This window comes from Bacillus altaicus (assembly GCF_042136375.2).
GTDB lineage: Bacteria > Bacillota > Bacilli > Bacillales > Bacillaceae_G > Bacillus_A > Bacillus_A cereus_U.
Window position 1 is genome coordinate 2,617,529 of record NZ_CM143394.1, and the last position, 20,524, is coordinate 2,638,052.

The window sequence follows — 20,524 nt, forward strand, 5'->3', positions numbered from 1 at the left end:
CAAAAAGAAGACTATTTCTTAGTAAGTTGAGAAATAGTCTTCTTTTATTGTTTATATGTTGTTTTATTTTGTTAATTTGTTGCTTTTACAATTAGTTAACAAATTAACAACATTGCGTTAATAATATACTCGTACAATATGAATTAGGAGGTGGCAAGAATGCAAATAAAACTATCAAAAGCTGTGTTCTTTTTGATACCAGTTGGAATACCTCTAATATTATTTTGGATTATTCCGAATTTCATTAGTTTAGGTATTAGTTTTACTGATTGGGATTTTATGACGAATGATTTTAACTTTGTTGGTTTAGAAAACTATTTCAATTTATTTACACAAGATTCTTTTATGCAAGCATTGCTAAATACGTTTTATTTCGGAATTGGAACAGTGATTCCAACGATTGCATTAGGTTTAGGATTCGCATTATTCTTCCGAAAAAAATTCAAAGGTTCTGCATTGTACCAATTAATGATCTTTTCACCTTGGGTAACGCCAACAATAGCTGTATCCATTGTGTGGTCACTTTTATATGAACCTCAATTTGGAGTTATTAATAAAGTTCTAAACTTTTTCGGGATACCAGGTTTGGACTGGCTTCAAAGTAGTCAAACAGCGATGTTAGCAGTCATTATTGTGACAGTTTGGAAATTAGTTGGTTGGACGATGATTTTCTATATTGGCGCATTAGAAAAAGTTCCAGATAGTTTATATGAAGCAGCGAGTATTGATGGAGCAAATTCATGGCAGAAATTTCGATATGTAACACTGCCAATGGTTTCATCAACAACTTTCTTCTTAGTTGTTGTCAATACAATTTCTTCAGTGCAGGCTTACGATCAAATAAAAATTTTAACACAAGGTGGACCTAGTGGTTCGACGCGTACGTTACTTTATTTATTCTTCCAACAAGGGTTTGAACAATTTGATATGGGATCTGCAACAGCAATCGCATTTATCATACTAATTATTACAATACTACTATCTGTTATAAACAAAATAATAGGTGACAAGTGGGTGAACTATTAAGGTGAATAATATGAAAAAAGGTCCATTAATCGTAAAGCATCTCTTTCTAGCGTTATCAAGTATACTATTTATTTTTCCATTCATATGGATGGTGCTTGGTTCGTTTAAAACATCTAGTGAAGTATTACAAGGAGGTTTTTGGCCTAAGGAATTTCACTGGGAAAATTATCGGCAAGTATTAGATATACTTCCATTTAGCACATATTTATTTAATAGTTTCTATACTTCTTTCATCATTACTATATATGTACTTGTTTCGTCAGCGCTTTTTGCTTATATGTTGGCATTTTATAAGTTTAAAGGTAAAAATCTTACGTTTAGTGTTGTGATGGCAACCTATATGATCCCTGGAGCTGTATCGTATGTTCCTGTATATGTAATGTTAGGGAAGTTTGGTTTGCTTGATTCACATTTTGGATACATGATTTCTATGGCTGTTAGCGTATTCGGTATTTTCTATTTGAAACAAACGTTCCACAAAGTTGGTTTTGAAATAGTAGAAGCAGCCAAAATTGACGGAGCGAGTGATTGGCGAATTCTTTGGAAGATTATTTTTCCAATGACACGATCATCATTTGTAACTCTAGGATTGGTCACATTTATTGGTAACTATAATAATTACATTTGGCCAGCTCTTATTTTGAAAGATAATACACAAAAACTAATTACGAATGGAATTGCTGATTATTTCATTAATAGTTCTTTAGGACGAGATTGGTCACACATTATGGTTGCAAGTACAATCGCAACGGTGCCGCTCTTAATCGTATTTTTAATTCTACAAAAATGGTTCTTATCTGGTGTTACTGATTCAGGAATAAAGGGGTAATTAAATATTAAAGGAGATATGTGGGATGAAAAAACTATTCATGCTTCTAACAGTTTTAACATTGTTTGTTAGTGCACTTGCGGGTTGTTCAGGCGGAAAAGGAAGTACGGTTAAAGCAAGTAAAGAAGGCGAGAAGGTTGTTGTTCCATTCATAAATGGAGTGGGTGGTTCTCTTGCAGATCGTGTAGACAAGATCGTGGAAGAATACAATAAAAGTCAGGAAAAATATGTAGTGAAAACGACGAAAGCGGGTAACTACGATGAGTCTTATCAAAAGCTACAAAGTGGATTTGCAGCGAATAACCAAGAAGCAATCGCATTACTAGGTTCAGACGTCATTCAAGAATATGTTAAAAAACAGTTAATCGTACCTTTAGATGAATCTGTTAAAAATGATACTGATTTTAAAAAGGAAGATTACGGAAAAGGTTTTATGGAGCAAGCAACAATTGACGGGAAGTTATATGGAATGCCTTTTTACGGTACAACACAAATCTTTTATTACAATAAAAAGGCATTAGCAGAAAATGGCTTTACAAAAGATGATTTAAAGACGTGGGAAGGTGTAGAAAAGGTAGCAAAAACAGTCGCAAAACGTGGTGAAAACGGAAATGTTTCATATGCTGGCTGGATGCCAATGTGGGGGACATCAAACTTAATTGATGCAGTCCGTAGTGCTGGTGGCAATGTATTAAGTGAAGATGGTAAAAAAGTATTAATTAACGATGATACTTGGGTTACGGTATGGGAGAAATTCCGCACATGGCTTCATGAAGATAAAATTATGAAAATACATTCAGGTGGTACTGGATGGGAATATTGGGATAAAACAGTAATTGATTTAGTAGAAGGCAGAACATTAGGGTTTACAGGATCATCTGGTGACCAAGGATTTGTTTTCAAATCATTAGGTAAAGGAATGACGGAAGAAGAACGTCTTAACACGTTTGACGCATTGCCACAACCAGCTTGGGGTAATAATAAACCAGCACCAAAATTAGAAACATATTTATTCACATTAACGAGAAATATTGATCCAGAAGTAGCAAAAGGTGCATATGACTTTATGAAATTTGCGACAAGTACGGAGAAAACGGCTGAATGGTCAATGGCAACAGGCTATATTCCTGTTCGTAACAATGTAACAGAGTACGGTCCATATGCTGAATTTGTTAAAAAACAACCACAAGCATTAGTTCCGTTAGAACAAGCTAACAATAATGGAGTGGGAACATTTGTAGATCCAACGGGCGGGAAAATCAATGACGCTTTAAATGTAGCTAAAGATAAAGTAGAGATTGAAGGAGTTCCAGCCAAAAAAGCATTAGATGAAGCAGCTAAAGTTGCGCAAGAAGAATTAGATAAAGTTCTGAAAAAGAAGAAATAAACCTGTTTGTAGTACGAACGTGAGGTGCTTTTGAACGAAGGAAGTGCCTCTAAAATTCACTTGAAAAGGTGTGAGAACTATGATCGAAATAACAAGTACGATAACACTTTCTCCATTCATAAAAAATAAACATTGTTTCCAAATAGATGAAACTGATATTACAAACTTTACTTTAACTATTGATCAAGGGGATAACCGAAAGATTCCGCTTTTACTAATCTTGAGAGATCCTAACGGTTATGTACGTATACAATATCAAACTCCAATTGTAAATGAAAAACTAGTCGTTTCGAAAGATTCAAAGTTTTGTTCTGCTGGTTGTATTGGAGGAGACATACAGTCAGGTAATTGGGAATTAGAAGTCGTATATATCCCTCATTGTGCAAAGAAAGTAGTGAAATTTACTGGGGGAAAAGTTGACTATACAGTAAATATAGAAGTGAATGATCAGTTGGAACGAAAGTATAATAGAGAGCATTTTTGTAAGGGCAATGTTTTTATCGATGAAGACCGTTTTAATAAGGTAGTAAATGAAGAGCATCGCTGGTACAAAGGGGATTTTCATGAACATACAGATTTAACAGATGGCGAGATAGATGATGAACTTGGAATGAAAGTATGTGAAAAACAAGAATTAGATTTTTTATATGCGACGGAGCACAATATTGTTATGCCATCTTATGAAAAAGGAAACACATTAATTATACCATCTATGGAACTCACAACTCCTTATGGTCATTACAACATATTTGGTATAAGAGAATTTGTTGATTTTACAGAGTATGTAGATGAATCATTTAGTGCTGAAAAAATGAATGTACTATTTTCACTCATGAAAGAAAAAGGGTATTTATTGAGTGTGAATCATCCATTTATGAAGCCTTGGGCGAACCAAGTTAATATTAACTTAGAAAATGTTCATACGATGGAAATTATGTGTGATCCAACGTATAAAAAAAGTAAATCATCTACTTTAGAAGCTTTGCGTTGTTTCGATCAAATGTGGTCAAATGGTCTTAAAATCTGGGGAATAGGAGGAAGTGATTCTCATTTACATCCATCTAAAACATTCCCAGGATCAAAAGACCCATCCATTTACGGTGATCCAGGAACATATGTATTATGTAACGGTTTATCAATTAAAAACTTGAAATTTGCGATCAAAAACGGAAGAATTTATTTCTCTCGATTTAGAAAACTAGCGATAGATATTCAAAACGAAGGTGAAACGATTGCTGTCGGCGATGAGGCTAAAGGAAATATTATTTATAACGTTCAAACAGATAAACCGTGTGAGTGGAGACTACTTATAAATGGAAGAACGATTGAAAAAGAATACGGCAGCGATGCAACTTTTGCATTCTCCTTAAATGAAGGGGCGTACGCTAGAGTTGAGGGATGGGAAGAGGACGAATTAGTAGCGTTTATTAATCCTATTCATAATAAAGTTCAGAATAAAAATATAAAAACATGGAATGAAGTTATAGGGGGAATAAAAGGTGAATAAAGCGATTATTTTTGATAAAGATGGAACGTTAATACAGTTAGATTCAGTTTGGTACAAAATTGTGCATCGTGTGTTAGATGATATATTTCAAACGCATCCAAATGAAAAAAGTAAACGAGATGACTACTTAACGATTATTGGTATGAATGATAACGATTTTGAGAGTACGAGTTTACTAGCTTGTCGCACAAATTACTTTATTGCGGCTGCATGGTATTCGTTGTTAGAAAATCAATATGTGGATAAAGAGGATTTCATTCAAAATGTATGTCTTCTATTCAAAAAGTACTCTACAGCAGATGATCTTGTATTTACAGAAGTGGAAGGTGCAAAGGAAACGTTACGATATTTAAAAGACAATGAGTATATTATTGGGGTTGTTACGGCAGACGATGTTGATGCAGCTATTCATTCTCTGAAAATGACTGAGTTATATGATTATGTAGATTTTTTAGGTGCAGATGATGGTGTGAATAGAACAAAACCTGAAAGTGACTTTTATCATATGTTTAAAGAAAAATTTTCACTAACTGAAGAAGATGTGCTTATGGTAGGTGATACATTAACAGACGTTACATTTGCGAGAAATAGTAACATTAAAGTAGTGGGAGTCTTATCGGGTGCGAGCAGCAAGAAAGATTTAGAAGGAAAAGCGGATTATATTTTAGACAGTATGAAGGATATTTCGAAGATTTTATAATTCATGTCATCATAATTTTTAACAATATCTATAAATATAGCTCGAATTCTAGGAGGATATTATGGCTCAACTATCATTCAAAAACATTTACAAAAAATATGATCATGATGTGACAATCGTAAAAGATTTTAACCTAGAAGTAAATGATGGAGAATTTATCGTTTTGGTTGGCCCTTCAGGGTGTGGGAAATCTACAACATTACGTATGATTGCAGGACTTGAGGAGATTTCAGAGGGCGACTTTTATATTGACGGAAAACGTGTAAATGATATTACACCGAAAGATAGAGATATTGCAATGGTATTTCAAAACTATGCGCTTTATCCGCATATGAGTGTGTATGAAAACATGGCATTTGGATTAAAACTACGAAAGTATAGTAAAGAAGAAATTGACCAACGTGTGCAACATGCAGCAAAAATTCTTGGACTTGAGCAGTATTTAAGCCGAAAGCCAAAAGCACTTTCAGGTGGGCAGCGCCAGCGTGTTGCCTTAGGACGAGCGATTGTTCGAAATGCAAAAGTATTTTTAATGGACGAGCCTTTATCAAACTTAGATGCGAAATTGCGCGTTCAAATGCGTGCTGAGATTACAAAATTACATCAACAGCTACAAACGACATCTGTATATGTCACGCATGATCAAATTGAAGCTATGACGATGGCGACGCGCTTAGTTGTACTAAAAGATGGGATTATACAGCAAGTCGGTACACCGAAAGAAGTGTATGATAATCCAGAGAATGTATTTGTCGGCGGATTCATTGGTTCTCCTGGAATGAATTTTTTCAAAGGAGTATTAGCAGATAATGCAGTTATGATTGATAAGTGGAAAATTGAAGTACCAGAAGAGAAGATGAAAGGCTTGCGAAATAAGGGATATACAAATAAAGCAATCATAATAGGAATACGTCCAGAAGACTTTTATTATGGAAAAGCAATCGAAGCTTTACCATATAACGCAAAAGTAACAGTACCGATTGATGTAGCAGAATTAATGGGAGCAGAAACATATCTATATTCTAACATTAATGGACAATCCTTTGTAGCACGTGTGGACACATCTTTAGATGTGCAAAGTCAATCAAATATAGAGCTCGGATTAAACATGGAAAAAGTTCATTACTTTGATTCAGAAACTGAGAAACGGATTGTTTTTTAGATAATAATTAAGGTGAGAATATTTTTAAAGTGTCTTCAAATACTACAATTAAATGAACAATAAAGAAGTCGATTATCCTTTAATTTACAGGAAATCGGCTTTTTTATATAAAAGATCGCTTAGCGTACGAAAATTGCTTTTTGTTGGTAGTGCCCTGTCACAATCAAGCTGAGAAAAACAAATAATCCAAACTGAGAAAATTCTTAAGTTGATGGATGTGTGATGCTACTCCTATGTTAGGGTTCGAGTCATTTGAAACAGCAACCTCTATATTGAGTGGCGTTAAAGCGATCTATATGATAAAAAAGATGTATCGCTTGTAAAAAAATTGCATCACCTTGAATGAGCTAATACGACAAGAATTCGTGTCGGGTCTAATTAGGGAATACAGTACAGAACAAGTATTCCCTTTCTATAAATACGGTATGTTTTTAATATAATTAAAAGAAAATCTTTGTGTTCTTTAATATGATGTGACATAATACCAGCTTTTTTCTATTTTTGTGATTTCTTTATATTCATTATTAAAGTCGTATTTGTTTGGTCTAGTATCATTTGGTGTGTAAATAAATCCTGAAAAATTATCTAATATACCACGATAAGTAAAAAAGAAAACAGAAATACCATTTTTATTTTGTTGAATAATTACATCCCCACCGTTTTTGGAAGTGGATGCAAACTGTTTAGGTAAATGAATTTGTTTACTATCATAATGAACATTAGGAGTTAACTCTTTATGTTCTATAAGTGCTATAACTTTTTCACGGTCTTCTTTATAGATAATAAAATCTAAATTTATATAAATCTCATTAAATGGTATACATATCCAAGTAATTACTATGATTAGTTGAATAATTAACGGTTTCCAATTTTTGTATTTGATGAGATGTATGATTGTGAAAATTAATATTAAGAAAAACAATCCATGAACTATTATTGAAAGAAATGGCATAACAAATGGGGTAAGGAATTCAACTAAATACCATTTAAAAAAATGATAAAGTATAAGAGCGATACCGCTTATTAATGTAATTTTGGTTAAATTCTTATTCAAATTTTGAATCTCCTTTCTATACTAAAAACTCTGTGATTTTAGTATGAATATAAAATGCGTTTTTTCATAAATTTCCCTTGTTTTCATTTTATTAACTTTGTACGATTAATATTTTGAATATATCATATATTTAAAATTAAATAAACGGACATTAAATTTTTATATTTTATATAGAATAACAGTTAAATAAAAGTGAAGGAAGTTTTCAAAATAGACTAGTTTTTTATTTTAAATGTAATTTGATTTGTTTCATGAAATAGATCCAGTTCCGATAAAATCAGTTGCAACAAGTGAACATTACGTTCACCGACTTATGATATGCTCACTTCTTATTGTGGAAACGGGGCAGTACAGAAGTGAAAAAACTCTGTGTTTCTTTTTAATTAATATATTTATTGGGAAAAATTTCGAAATTCCCGGCACAAATGCTCCTTCTATCCTATAATAGAAGCTATTCTGGACGTAAGTAATTTGTAAGGAATGAGTAAGAAAAAAGAGGTTTTCATAGTATAAAATATTTATTATACCTACGTATAGCACCTACTACTAACGATGTGTTATAATACGAATTAGCAACATACAAGAAAGGAATTAGAAAAAATGACCTTACAAAATACTAAAAATTTAAAAAAACAAGTTGCTCCTTTTGAAAAATCAACGATTAAAAAAAGCGTTTGGCAACTTATCAACACGATAGTTCCATTTGTTATTTTATGGTACCTTGCTTATAAAAGTTTGTCCGTTTCTTATTGGTTAGCGTTAGTTCCATCTCTGTTAGCCGCTGGATTTATGACACGAATTTTCATTATTTTTCATGATTGCACCCATTATTCATTTTTTAAAAGTCGACGTGCAAATAGAATAGTAGGGACATGTATGGGTGTGTTAACGTTATTCCCGTTTGATCAATGGGGGCATGAGCATTCTATTCATCACGCTACAAGTGGTAATTTGGATAAGCGAGGTACAGGAGATATTTGGACCCTTACAGTGGACGAATATTTAGCAGCGCCATTTAGACTCCGTTTAGCATATCGTTTATATCGCAACCCATTCGTTATGTTTGGATTAGGTCCGATTTATGTTTTCCTACTTAAAAATAGATTTAACCGAAAAGGTGCTAGAAAGAAGGAACGCATGAACACCTATTTGACGAATGTTTTAATTGTTGCTTTAGTAGGGTTACTTTGCTGGGCAATCGGATGGCAATCGTTTCTTTTAGTACACGGTTCCATATTCTTAATAGCAGGTTCAATAGGTATTTGGCTGTTTTACGTACAGCACACATTCGAGGATTCTTATTTTGAAGAAGATAAAGATTGGGAATATGTGAAAGCGGCAGTGGAAGGAAGTTCGTTTTATAAACTTCCCAAAATCCTGCAATTTCTAACTGGTAATATTGGATTTCATCATGTTCACCATTTAAGTCCAAGAGTACCTAACTATAAACTAGAAGAGGCACACAATAATACGCTTCCTTTAAAAAATGTACCAACGATTACTCTTGCTACAAGCTTGCGGTCAATCCGTTTCCGTCTTTGGGATGAGCAAAACAACAATTTTGTTACCTTTAAAGACGTTAAAAAATTAGTGAAAAACAATGTTTCTATTCCAGTAAAATCAAAACTATAACTTCATCAAATATGACTGACTCCCCTTAATCATTTTCGATTTAAGGGGAGTTTTTGTTTAACTAGTAGATGCACGATATGGAGAAAACTTGAATGATTTAAATTGTAATGGAGGTGGATTAGGAAATAGTAGGTATTAATATAAGAAGATGATAAAATTATTATGTTAATAATTTGAGACGATTGATACCACAACCTTTTTTAATGGATATTATGCTTAGTCCCTGAGAATATTTCAATAGACATGAAAATGATGTTAACGTAATAACAAGAGTATCTTAATCTGCAAAATAAATAACAATAAGAGTCATGAAGTTATTTTGAGATAATAAAATACAAAACGGACAAACTCAATTATTCATGAATTTGTCCGTTTATCTTTTAGTGGAAACAGGGGAGTATGTAAACCACATGTGCATAAAGTGTAAAGCTGTTTAAAGATTTGTGTATTCAGCTAATCTGGTCTTTTTTGCAGTTGTTACTTTTTAGTTTGACCGGATAGTTCAACAGACTTTTGCGTACAACGCTGCATAGCTGAAATGATGGCTGTTCGTAAGCCTTTTTCCTCTAATGTTGCTACAGCTTCTATAGTTGTTCCGCCAGGGGAACAAACCATATCTTTCAATTCACCTGGATGCATTCCTGTTTCTAGTACCATTTTTGCAGAGCCTAACACAGCTTGAGCTGCGAATTTATATGCTTGATTTCTTGGCATACCATCTAATACAGCTGCATCTGCCATCGCTTCTATAATCATATATACATATGCTGGCGAAGAACCACTTACAGATGTTACAACATCCATTAATTTTTCGCTTACGATCTCTGTTTGACCAAAACTATTGAAAAGGATTAATACATCTTCTAAATCTTTTTCCGTCACCATTTCATTAGGACATAGCGCAGACATTCCTTCTCCAACAAGAGCAGGTGTATTAGGCATTACTCGTACAACCTTCAACTTTTTATCAAAAGCATCTTCAGTACTTTTAATGCTTTTTCCTGCAGCGATCGTTACGACGATAACATCGTTTTTGATTACTTCTTTTATTTCGTTAATTATTGATGCGTATAGGTCTGGTTTAATTGATAAAATCAAAATATCAGCATTTTTAGCTACTTCATTGTTTTCAGTTGTTATAGTTAGTCCATATTTTTCACTAGCATGTTTTAAATTCGTAGTGTTTAAATCTGAACAAATGATTTTATTTGAAGACACTATATTTTTGTTTATCATCCCGCCAATCATAGCCATTCCCATATTTCCGCATCCGATGAATCCAATTTGTTTGTCCATAATAACTCAATCTGGCTCCTTTTATCATAAATTATATCGGTCTGATATTGTTATTTTAAAATAATAATGATATCTCCATGCAATATAAAGAAACATTTTAAGAGAGTATGTGCCTTTTTGCAATACAAAAGATAAAAATAAATTATATTCGACATTATGTAAGTACACGCATTATATTTAAAGATTTTATGTTTATGAATATGAGTATAGTTATATCAATTTTCACTATCATCCAGTATGTCCATAATCTCATACAAGAAACTTGTCATCATATTCATTTTGCAAAATACCTCTTGACACAAAAACGAAATATATAGCATAATATAAAAAATTAAATTGAAAATCGTTGAAGGGAAATAGTACATATGTCTTCTTGCGAAAGAGAGTGGAATTCACCGGCTGAAAGATTCCTCGTATAGAATGTATCGAACCTATCCCTGAGTCTTAAATGAAAGTTTAGGCGTACGCCTGCGTTATAGGCGCCAAGTGGATATCTATGTATATCAATTAAGGTGGTACCGCGGAACAATGACCGTTTCGTCCTTTTTATTTTATTAAGGGCGAAGCGGTCATTTTTATTTTGCCCTTTAATACGATAGGTGCAGCATTGATGAGGATAGACATAGCTGCAAACTGTATAAATAAAAGTGTAATTCATAAAAACTTTGATTTTAGAATTGGGGGATAAAAAAGTGAAAAAACAACGAATTGTTGTAAAGATTGGGAGCAGTTCCTTGGCAGCAAGTCATGGAGGCATCTGTAAAGAACAACTTTCAGATCACGTTGCTGCATTGGCACGATTGAAAGAGGAAGGGCATGAAGTTTTGTTGATTACATCTGGGGCCGTCGCTGCAGGTTTTTCTGCTCTAGGGTATCCTAGCAGACCTGTGACAATTAAAGGGAAACAGGCTGCTGCCGCTGTCGGGCAAAGTTTATTAATGCAGGCGTACACGGAGGAATTCCGTAAATATGGTATCGTTACTGCACAACTTTTACTAACGAGAAGTGATTTTTCTAGAAAAGAACAATACAGTAACGCTTACGCTACTTTAGGAGAGCTACTAAATCGTTCCGCTCTTCCTATAATCAATGAAAATGATTCCATTTCTTTAGAAGAGCTGACGTTCGGTGATAATGATATGCTGTCAGCTTTAGTAAGCGGGCTTGTTTCGGCAGATATGCTCATGATTTTTACAGATGTGAACGGTTTATATGACCAAAATCCTCAGAAAAATGCGGATGCGAAAAAATATCATTTCCTTCCTGAGGTAACGGAAGAAATTGCTTCTCTTGCAGGAGATGCTGGCTCAAAACTAGGGACTGGTGGTATGAAATCAAAAATCGATGCTGCAAAGACGGCACTATCTCTTGGAGTGAGTGTATTTATCGGAACGGGATGTGGACAGGAGAAATTTTTAGATGTTATGAAGGGAAAAGGTGATGGAACATATATCGGGAATGCTCCTCAAAAAGTGATTAAGATGAACAAGCAATGGATCGCCTTGCATTCGCTTGTTAGCGGACAAATTGAAGTAGATGCGGGGGCAGCCACTGCCATCATTCAACATGGAAAGAGTCTTCTTCCTGCTGGTGTTACTAGTGTGTCAGGATTTTTCCAAGTGGGTGAGGTTGTGGAGGTAATCACGCAACAAGGGCGCGTAATAGGGAAAGGCCAATGCACATATAGTGCACAGGAACTAAAGGATCTAAAAGGTATGCAGAGCCAGGATATTCAAGCAAGAGGGGAAAGGCATAGTTATGAAGTTATCCATAGGGATCATTGGGTTTCATTTTAAGAATAGAGAGGGCAGAGTCCACTGCTCAAATTCTTTAATTCCATAGGCGGGAAACACTTAGTTGGTGGAGATAAACGGGTCTCGAATTTTTACTTATTAACTTTTTAAAAGGAGGAAATAAAAATGAATGAAGTGTTGGCAAAGGGGAAAAAGGCGAAAGAAATTGCTAGAGAACTTGTGCTTAAATCTACAAATCAAAAAAACGAAGCACTTGCTACGATTGCAGATCAGTTGATATTAGAAACAGCTTATATTTTAGAGGAAAACAAACAGGACATCGAAGAAGGTAAGGCTAAAGGATTTTCTGATTCTCTTCTTGATCGCCTTATGCTGAATGAACAGCGTATCATTGATATGACTGAAGGTATTAGGCAACTAATTGATTTACGTGATCCTGTTGGAGAATGTGTAAGTGCATGGGAAAGACCAAATGGATTATCTATTCAGGAGATGCGTGTACCACTTGGTGTTGTCGGAATGATTTACGAGGCAAGGCCGAATGTGACAGTGGATGCTGCTACAATTTGCTTAAAAACAGGGAACACAGTAATACTACGTGGTAGTTCTTCTGCTATTCATTCTAACAAAGCCATCGTTAGTGTTATTCACCGGGCGCTCAAACAAACAAGCTTGCCTTCAGAAAGTGTACAGCTCATAGAAGATACAACGCGCGATAGTGCAAAGCAGTTGTTTACATTGAATGAGTACTTGGATGTTCTTATCCCAAGAGGCGGCAAGCAGTTAATAGATACTGTAGTGAGAGAAGCATCTGTTCCAGTACTTGAAACAGGTGCGGGAAATTGTCATATTTTCATTGATGAAACAGCAGGTAAACAAATGGCAATTGATATTATTACAAATGCAAAAACGCAGCGTCCATCTGTATGTAATGCAATTGAAACGATTATACTTCATGAGAATTGGGCGCAGCAATTTGGTAGCGAGCTGTTTTCTTCTTTGAAGGAAAGAGGCGTGGAGCTACGTGGGGATAGTAAAGCATTGGCAATTGATTCTTCTATTGCATTAGCTTCAGAAGAAGACTGGGAAACAGAGTTTTTATCTCTCACACTGGCAGTTAAAGTGGTTTCCACTACGGAAGAAGCAATTCATCATATAAATACGTATGGATCCATGCATTCCGAAGCGATTATTACAGAGAACGAGGAAAACGTCAGCAAATTTTTCATATCTGTTGATGCCGCAGCGCTTTATCATAATGCATCGACTCGTTTTACAGATGGATCTGAATTCGGATTCGGTGCAGAAATTGGCATCAGTACACAAAAATTACACGTAAGGGGACCAATGGGGCTACCTGCATTAACTTCCAGAAAATATGTGATTCGTGGGAATGGACAGATTCGAAAATAAAAGACACTCAATTAGTTTTAAAAATACATTGTATATATGAGTAAGGATAGTAAGGAACGATGTTCCTACTGTCCTTTTTTATGCATAATTTTAGATTGGTAATAAAAGTTATTTTAAGGACCTTACCTAAAAAATGAATGCTTAGCTTAGTAAAAGGTCGTGGATGAAGAAAACAAAAAATTAAAAAAAGACTATGCCATTTTACTTGGTAAATTGTCAAAATTGTAGACGTAGTAAAGGGGGATCGGCAGCATTTTGAAAAAACAAGCTAAGACAAAAATACAATAAGCTGCCCATATGGACAGCTTATTTACATAATTATCGATATAGGAAGTTATCGTATTTAATTTATTCAATATTTATTTTCGCTCTATAAGTAAATAACGTTAATTCATTGACCTTGCAATTTCTAGCATTTTTTCCTTTGGTAATCTTGTACTTTGCATTTCTACATATGTTCCAGCTTGTGTCCAACAGAGTAAACCACCTGTAATGAGTTCTCCATTCTTGTCCAGTGTTCCACTATTTCCCCATGCTGAAAAATAACCTTTATTTCCGTTAATCACAATTTGTTCAGCATGGGGGAAGTCTTTAGCGGATAATGGAATTCCTCTATTAAGGGAAATAGCAACCATTAGCTTTGTATCCTTGCTATCCATATAATGTAGGCTTATCCAAGGAGATGTTTTTGTATCTAATGTCCAATCATCTGGAATTTTTTTTGGAGATAAAATAGTGAAATTAACTTTTTTCTGTACTTCTGGAATAGTAGTGCTGTTGTGATTATACTTAATTTCTTTAGCAATGATTGTCATTGGGTAACTAATTAAAAGTATTAAGGTAATGAATAAACGAAATGGAGCTATCAATTTATTACCTCGATTCTAATTTGATGTTCTGACAGGTAGTATTTCCAAACTATCATTTTTTATTAAATAACCTGTCTCTTTTGTTTAACGAGGAATCATGTATATTCAGTTAACATAACGCATCATTATCGGTAGAGAGGAAAAAGAAGGAACCCTACTTTCACAAGAGAATCTCCTTTTTTCGTTCTATGGAGCTATGCATTTTTTTATACATTCCTATTATGGCGCGTTTTTAGGTTGCTCGTTTGTTACTGAATTAGCCGAAAAACTGTATAAAATCTTGCATGCTCTAAGCGTGGTTTTTTTTCGAAATACTGGCGGAACCCTGTAAAGTAGTATTCAATTTTTTTGATGAATATAGAGCGACCTAAATAAAAGGAGCCTCTATCAAAAGTTACTTAGTAATTTTTGATAGAGGCTTTTAATTATAATACTTAATTGTAGTTATATATCTTTAACATATAGTGAGTGTCTTTTATTTTAAAGATTATTTACCACACAAAAAGCCCCACAAGCATAGCACTTAATAAGGAAACAGCCATTCCGCTAACAAGAAGCTTCCAAACATTCTTACCGATTATGGATGATTTTTCCCCGCCAAATAATGAATTGTAAGTTCCATAAATCATACCTACTGTACTAAAGTTTGCAAAAGAAGCTAGAAATGTAGTTGCAACTGCAATTGTATGTGGTTGTAAAGAATTTAGGTTTGATTTTAAATCCATCATTGCAACAAATTCATTCGTTGTTATTTTTATCCCCATTAATTCAGCTACATACATAGCATCTTTGCCTGTTAAACCGAGTAAAAAAGCGAAGGGACTAAAGATAATAGAGAAGATTTTTTGAATTGTTAAACCTGCTACAAAAAAGCTCAAAATACCATTTAAACATGCTGTTAGAAATAGTAGAAAAGAAATCTTTTTTTTCATTTTTTGAAGGTTTATAAATAACATCTTCTTCTTTAGTAACTTCAATAGGATTTAAAACATTGGCTAAAATTAATGCGTTAATACAGTTTAAAGGAATAGCACTGAAAATATATGTCGCTGGAACCATTGATAGATAAGCACCAAGAATGGATCCGCTGACGCTACTCATACTCATAATTCCAAAAGTCAACAAACGATTTTCTTTTAACACAGATAATTGATCACGAACAACTGCAAGTGCTTCCGTATTTCCTAAAAACATCATTTGAATGGAAAAGAAGCTTTCTAACTTTGGTAAACGAGAAATCTTTGAAATGATTGCACCAACTTTATCAATAATCCAAGTTAAGATTCCAAAATACGAAAGAATATCAAAAAAAGTGATAACAAAAATGATAGGTAGTAATGCGCTAAAGAAGAAATCAACTGTTTGATTTTCCATAGCTGAAGGAAATGCAAATCGAATACCTTCATTCGCACATGAAAGTAGCCAACTGAAAAATGACGCAATTTTATTAATGATAATACTGCCCAATTTGGTGCCTAACATAAACCACGTAATAAAAAGCTCCAATATTATTAGAATAACGATTGGTCTCCATTTTATTTTTCTTTTATTAGGCGAACATAGGAAAACGATTAATATTACAACGAAAATCCCTAACATATTTAATATGAAATGCATGTCAACAACTCCTTGAGAGTTATTATTTGTATATCAAAAAGCTCCTATTCTTCCTAATTTAGATTACAACGATAAGTTATGAAGAATGTAAATGATGTTAGGGATTAATTCATATTATTTTTAAATACTAAAAAGAACTTAATACATAGCAAACAAGCAGGTGGAATTGAAAGTTTTTCACATCTGTTGATGCTGCTGCACTGTATCATAATGCATCAACTCGTTTTACTGATGGATTTGAATTCGGATTCGGAGCAGAAATTGGTATCAGTACGCAAAAACTACACGTAAGGGGATCAATGGGACTAAAATACGTGATTCGTGGATGAAAAAAGTATCCTGCTATTTGTGGGTAGTAAAACTCCCACCTCAAAATTCGGCTGGAGCACGAAAGTTAGGTGAGAGTCGGGTTGATTAAAGTTTCACTTTATAGAGTAATAGGTCTATTAATCTAACAAGGTAGGTTAAGCCCAAAGTAAAAAGGATAGAGAGTAATATTCATAAATCGAAAACATATTTGGGCTATTCCTTTAGATAACAGGAAATTTGTTTGTGGCAGGGTAATTGAAATGGAACCAAATAGTAGAAGGGGATTTTTAGCAGGCTTGATGGATTGGGTCGGGGATAGTCCACCTATAGCTGAGGATTTAAAAGGGTGTAAAACATTAATACAACTGAATGTTCACATTAAAACCATTCATGAAACAGCATTGGATGGTTGTATAAGTGGCTATCGTTCTTTAAAGTTAGATGGGATTGAAGAAGATTATTTCACTTCACAACTGGTTCATGATGAGAATTGCATGTTGATGAAAGGATACTCGGTACTTAGGCAGGCGACTCAAGAAGAAGCGGATACGTACGGTCAGCTAGGTGCCGCAGGCTATATGATGATTAAATGTTACGCAGAAGATTTATTAGCAAGTAAATAACTTCTGCTAACGATAATTATGTGTAAATGAGCTGTTCATATGGACAGCTCATTATATTTTTTGCTTAGCGTTGTTTTTTCAAAAATGATGGAGGTACCTCCATGTCCATCAAGATTGAGTTTTCTATAAACTTCTGTCCTTGTTACCTACATGATTGAATTATTATTTATTTGTTTTTAAAAATACGCATACCAAATAAACCTTGATAAGGTGTATTTTTTAGATTATGCAGTTTTCTACTCGGTATTGGATACAGTGTACTGATAAACGACACCTAAAATATCAAGATGGTCTTTTCGTCCATTTTTCTGTGAATTATGGATATAATTTTATCTTAGGTTGATAGTGATGTGCTGGTACCCCTATTTGATAGTTTGCTCAAATTTTCATTGATAGATAATTATGTCGGTGTATGATCGGGAAAATGATCATTTCTAAACTGCCTGGGGGTTATACCAGTGTATTTTTTAAAGATTTTTATAAAATAACTTTGGTCGTTGAAATTCAGCCACATGCCGATGTCTAAAATCGAATAATTTGTTAAAAGTAATAGTTTTTTTGCTTCGTCAACTCGTTGCCGTTGAATGTATTCACTTAGTGGTTTACCAACCTCTTTTTTAAAAAGTGATGATAAGTAATTTGGGCTTAAATGACACATTTGTGCAAGGTGATCAAGTGTGATGTTGTCATAAAGATGGTCATAAATATAATGTTGACAAGCTGTAATTGTTGCAGAATATTTTTCTTCATTTAATTGGTGCACACGATTGGTAAAATCCATTATGGCTTCTTCCATTAATTTTAAAATTGCTTTTAAGCTTCCTAATTCCTCGAGTTGTTGAATATAGAAATCATTTAAGGTAAAGGCCGTTTCATCATTTAAACCACCTTCAATGGCCGCTCTGCAAACAAGAGCAATTCCAGTTATCATTAAATTTTTTTCACTTCTTAGGCGATTTCGTTTCGATAATAACCCTAATTCCGCCTCACCGACAATAGAGTAATCGAAGATATCCTTTAATTTATTTATCCGTCCTTTTTTGACATAATCAAGCAAAACTCGTTCATATGAAAGATTGGAATGGAAAATGAAATTCCTTCTCCCTTTTGAAAGCTCAAGATCCGGATTCTCTAATTCAATCATATCAAGGGTCAACGCTTTATTGTTTTGGATGACCATCGTTTTATCAAGCTTTTTATGGTACATCAAATAATAAACCAATAGACTAATCGTCAGGAATTGTTGACTATCAATAATGGGGATGGAACGATAGTATTCAATGAGTTTCCTTTTATTCAGGTTTCCGTTAAAAGTATCAAGGATCTTACTAATATTTTCATCAGATATTTGTGAATCAAGGGTAGGGCCTAAAATAATGGTACCTAAAAATAGGTTCGTTTTTTTTAGATTGACAAAGAAAAAGTTCAAATTTGAATTCGAAAAGAAAATAGGAAAATCCTTAGGATTCTCTTCATAAGTATAGACACTGATTTGCTCTTTGAACTGGCTGTAATATGAATGTCCCCGTAAGTCTTTACTTGAAAATTCGTATTCAATCTCACCAAATTGATTGACATAATAAACAGGTATTTGATGAGCTTCATAAATAAGCTCACATATATATTGTAAATCTTCTATGACTATTTCCATCGATTCCATAAACTCCATTCATTTTTTTGAAATTGGTTATATTTTTGTAATACTTAAATAAATACTATTATTCGTAAGATAATACAATATTTCTTTTTATACAAGCAATAAAATGATTGATGTAAGAAATTATAAGTAGGGAGGAATTAAACATGGAATTATCAAATAAAATTGCTGTCATAACTGGTGCAGGAAGTGGAATCGGAAGAGCAAGCAGTTTGAAACTTGCTAGCAACGGTGCAACAGTTGTATTAGTCGATTTCAATCAGGAAACAGGAGAAGAAACGTTAAAACTTGTGAAAGACCAAGGTGGAGAAGGTATCTTTGTTCAGGCCGATGTCTCGAAAACTGAAGATGTGCAAAACTATGTAAATAAAGCAGTCAAAACATATGGACGTATTGATATATTTTTCAACAATGCAGGTGTTATTCAAAAGTTCGCACCTTTCACTTCAATAGAAGAATCCGAATTTGACCGCATTATGTCTATCAATGTAAAAGGGGTCTTCCTTGGAATGAAATATGTGTTAAAAGTGATGGAGGAGCAAGGAAGTGGCTCAATTATTAATACTGCTTCTACTGCAGGGGTTCGTCCTGAACACAGTGTAGCTGCATATTCTGCAAGCAAACATGCGGTTGTAGGCTTAACCAAGGGTGCTGCATTAGAATATACGAAAAAAGGAATTCGCATTAATGCACTCTGTCCTGGCGGTGTGAAAACAGCATTAACAACAAGTGTTGAAGCTCAGTTTGCAAAAGGTGGATACGTTCCAGAAGAGATTTCCAATATGAGAATGGGGCGTTATGCTGATCCGAAAGAACTCGCTGAAATGGTTGCTTACTTAGCATCAGATAAGGCAAGCTATATGTCTGGTTCAATTGTTCTTGTAGATGGCGGGCTAACTTTATAGGCAATAAAAACTTCGAATAGGATTTTTTCTATTTAATAATTAGGGGCAGTTATGACTGTCCCTAATTTATTTTTTTTAACCTGACTCAATCATTCAGGTGTGCTGTTTGTGTTAGGTAATGATTCTTCGGCATGCCTGTCGATGCAGCTAACTCCCTATATGTAATTTTGTAAGCAACAATATCGTCGTTATTGTATTTTTTGCTTAGCGTTGTTGTTTAGCCATTTTTTTCAGAAATGCTAAGGATACACCTTAAAATACGAATGAAAATCCGATATATATTTGGAAGGATAATGCCCCATTCATACTCTGTTCATAATTCTTAGATAATATAAATCTTGTAATAGTAAGAGAAATTTTGTAAAGGGGTGATTGATGTGCTAGCATCAGCTATTACATTTATTACGGCAGCACTTATTTTTTATTCAGTTGGGGTTTGGAGTGAAAAGATTCAAAAGACATTAAAACCTTGGCATGTGGTTATATTTTGGGTTGGATTAGCATGCGATACGATTGGTACTACATTAATGGAGAAAATGGCTTCAGAAGGTTCTCTATTAAGCTTTCATGGCATAACGGGTTTATCAGCAATTTTACTTATGCTATTTCATGCTGTGTGGGCTACTGTAGTTTTGAAGAAAAAGGATATAAAAATGATTGCAAAGTTTCACACATTTAGTGTAATTGTGTGGTTCATTTGGTTAATTCCATATATTTCAGGGCTTGTATATGGAATGACAAACAATTCATAAATTGAATTTGAATTTTCTGGACGAAAATAAGG

16 protein-coding genes, 2 pseudogenes and 1 other annotated feature are annotated in these 20,524 nt (G+C 34.0%); of the genes and pseudogenes, 13 read left to right on the forward strand and 5 right to left on the reverse strand.

All coding sequences use genetic code 11. The features are described from left to right. Positions 1-159: 159 nt before the first annotated feature. The 6 genes from ACE38F_RS13665 to ACE38F_RS13690 all read left to right on the forward strand — a co-directional run bounded on the left by ACE38F_RS13665 (position 160) and on the right by ACE38F_RS13690 (position 6,611). The gene (locus ACE38F_RS13665; RefSeq protein ID WP_002200097.1) at positions 160-1,026 is read left to right on the forward strand and encodes a carbohydrate ABC transporter permease; all 867 of its coding nucleotides are present in this window, start codon (positions 160-162) and stop codon (positions 1,024-1,026) included. 10 nt (positions 1,027-1,036) lie between these two features. Continuing rightward, on the forward strand, positions 1,037-1,855 hold the full coding sequence (locus ACE38F_RS13670; protein ID WP_375368828.1) for a carbohydrate ABC transporter permease: 819 nt from the start codon (positions 1,037-1,039) through the stop codon (positions 1,853-1,855). 25 nt (positions 1,856-1,880) lie between these two features. Further along, positions 1,881-3,242 (forward strand): extracellular solute-binding protein, encoded by a 1,362-nt coding sequence (locus tag ACE38F_RS13675; RefSeq protein WP_375368829.1) that lies wholly within the window; start codon positions 1,881-1,883, stop codon positions 3,240-3,242. A gap of 79 nt (positions 3,243-3,321) precedes the next feature. Continuing rightward, positions 3,322-4,749 carry a CehA/McbA family metallohydrolase gene (locus ACE38F_RS13680; protein ID WP_375368830.1) on the forward strand — a complete coding sequence of 476 codons (1,428 nt, stop codon included), beginning with the start codon at positions 3,322-3,324 and terminating at the stop codon, positions 4,747-4,749. Further along, a complete protein-coding gene (locus tag ACE38F_RS13685) occupies positions 4,742-5,449 on the forward strand; it encodes an HAD family hydrolase (RefSeq protein ID WP_375368831.1) in 708 nt (235 codons plus the stop codon). Before ACE38F_RS13680 ends, ACE38F_RS13685 begins: the two co-directional genes overlap by 8 nt. A gap of 61 nt (positions 5,450-5,510) precedes the next feature. Continuing rightward, positions 5,511-6,611 carry an ABC transporter ATP-binding protein gene (locus ACE38F_RS13690; protein ID WP_375368832.1) on the forward strand — a complete coding sequence of 367 codons (1,101 nt, stop codon included), beginning with the start codon at positions 5,511-5,513 and terminating at the stop codon, positions 6,609-6,611. 463 nt (positions 6,612-7,074) lie between these two features. Here ACE38F_RS13690 and ACE38F_RS13695 read toward each other — a convergent pair whose 3' ends face one another. Further along, on the reverse strand, positions 7,075-7,665 hold the full coding sequence (locus ACE38F_RS13695; protein WP_060750431.1) for a hypothetical protein: 591 nt from the start codon (positions 7,663-7,665) through the stop codon (positions 7,075-7,077). A 600-nt stretch (positions 7,666-8,265) separates the two neighbouring features. Here ACE38F_RS13695 and desA point away from each other — a divergent pair. Further along, complete coding sequence (gene desA, locus ACE38F_RS13700; protein WP_375368833.1) at positions 8,266-9,297, forward strand: Delta(5) desaturase DesA; 1,032 nt, start codon at positions 8,266-8,268, stop codon at positions 9,295-9,297. A gap of 477 nt (positions 9,298-9,774) precedes the next feature. Here the strand turns inward: desA and proC are convergent, their stop codons facing one another. Continuing rightward, complete coding sequence (gene proC / locus ACE38F_RS13705) at positions 9,775-10,593, reverse strand: pyrroline-5-carboxylate reductase (RefSeq protein WP_375368834.1); 819 nt, start codon at positions 10,591-10,593, stop codon at positions 9,775-9,777. A 337-nt stretch (positions 10,594-10,930) separates the two neighbouring features. Further along, positions 10,931-11,141: a binding site (T-box leader), on the forward strand. A gap of 144 nt (positions 11,142-11,285) precedes the next feature. Between proC and proB the strand changes: the two genes are divergently transcribed. After that, positions 11,286-12,389 carry a glutamate 5-kinase gene (proB, locus tag ACE38F_RS13710; protein ID WP_375368835.1) on the forward strand — a complete coding sequence of 368 codons (1,104 nt, stop codon included), beginning with the start codon at positions 11,286-11,288 and terminating at the stop codon, positions 12,387-12,389. A 123-nt stretch (positions 12,390-12,512) separates the two neighbouring features. Continuing rightward, the gene (locus tag ACE38F_RS13715) at positions 12,513-13,760 is read left to right on the forward strand and encodes a glutamate-5-semialdehyde dehydrogenase (protein WP_375368836.1); all 1,248 of its coding nucleotides are present in this window, start codon (positions 12,513-12,515) and stop codon (positions 13,758-13,760) included. Positions 13,761-14,146: 386 nt separating this feature from the next. Here ACE38F_RS13715 and ACE38F_RS13720 read toward each other — a convergent pair whose 3' ends face one another. Further along, complete coding sequence (locus ACE38F_RS13720) at positions 14,147-14,629, reverse strand: DUF4367 domain-containing protein (protein ID WP_375368837.1); 483 nt, start codon at positions 14,627-14,629, stop codon at positions 14,147-14,149. Between the two features lie 491 nt (positions 14,630-15,120). Next, positions 15,121-16,246, reverse strand: a pseudogene (locus ACE38F_RS13725) (nucleoside transporter C-terminal domain-containing protein). 173 nt (positions 16,247-16,419) lie between these two features. On the opposite strand from ACE38F_RS13725, the pseudogene ACE38F_RS13730 reads away from it, so the two are divergent. Together ACE38F_RS13730 and ACE38F_RS13735 are read left to right on the forward strand one after the other, a co-directional pair. Beyond that, a pseudogene (locus ACE38F_RS13730) lies at positions 16,420-16,575 on the forward strand (gamma-glutamyl-phosphate reductase); the annotation flags it as partial. Between the two features lie 240 nt (positions 16,576-16,815). Next, positions 16,816-17,178 carry a hypothetical protein gene (locus ACE38F_RS13735; RefSeq protein WP_375368838.1) on the forward strand — a complete coding sequence of 121 codons (363 nt, stop codon included), beginning with the start codon at positions 16,816-16,818 and terminating at the stop codon, positions 17,176-17,178. Positions 17,179-17,578: 400 nt separating this feature from the next. Here ACE38F_RS13735 and ACE38F_RS13740 read toward each other — a convergent pair whose 3' ends face one another. Next, positions 17,579-18,829 (reverse strand): helix-turn-helix domain-containing protein, encoded by a 1,251-nt coding sequence (locus ACE38F_RS13740; protein WP_375368839.1) that lies wholly within the window; start codon positions 18,827-18,829, stop codon positions 17,579-17,581. Between the two features lie 152 nt (positions 18,830-18,981). Here ACE38F_RS13740 and ACE38F_RS13745 point away from each other — a divergent pair, with 152 nt between their 5' ends. Continuing rightward, positions 18,982-19,740: an SDR family NAD(P)-dependent oxidoreductase gene (locus ACE38F_RS13745; protein ID WP_215553440.1), complete on the forward strand. Its 759-nt coding sequence runs from the start codon at positions 18,982-18,984 to the stop codon at positions 19,738-19,740. Positions 19,741-20,117: 377 nt separating this feature from the next. After that, entirely contained in the window at positions 20,118-20,492 is a 375-nt protein-coding gene (locus ACE38F_RS13750; protein WP_215553439.1) for an HsmA family protein, read from the forward strand. The last annotated feature ends 32 nt before the right edge of the window (positions 20,493-20,524 follow it).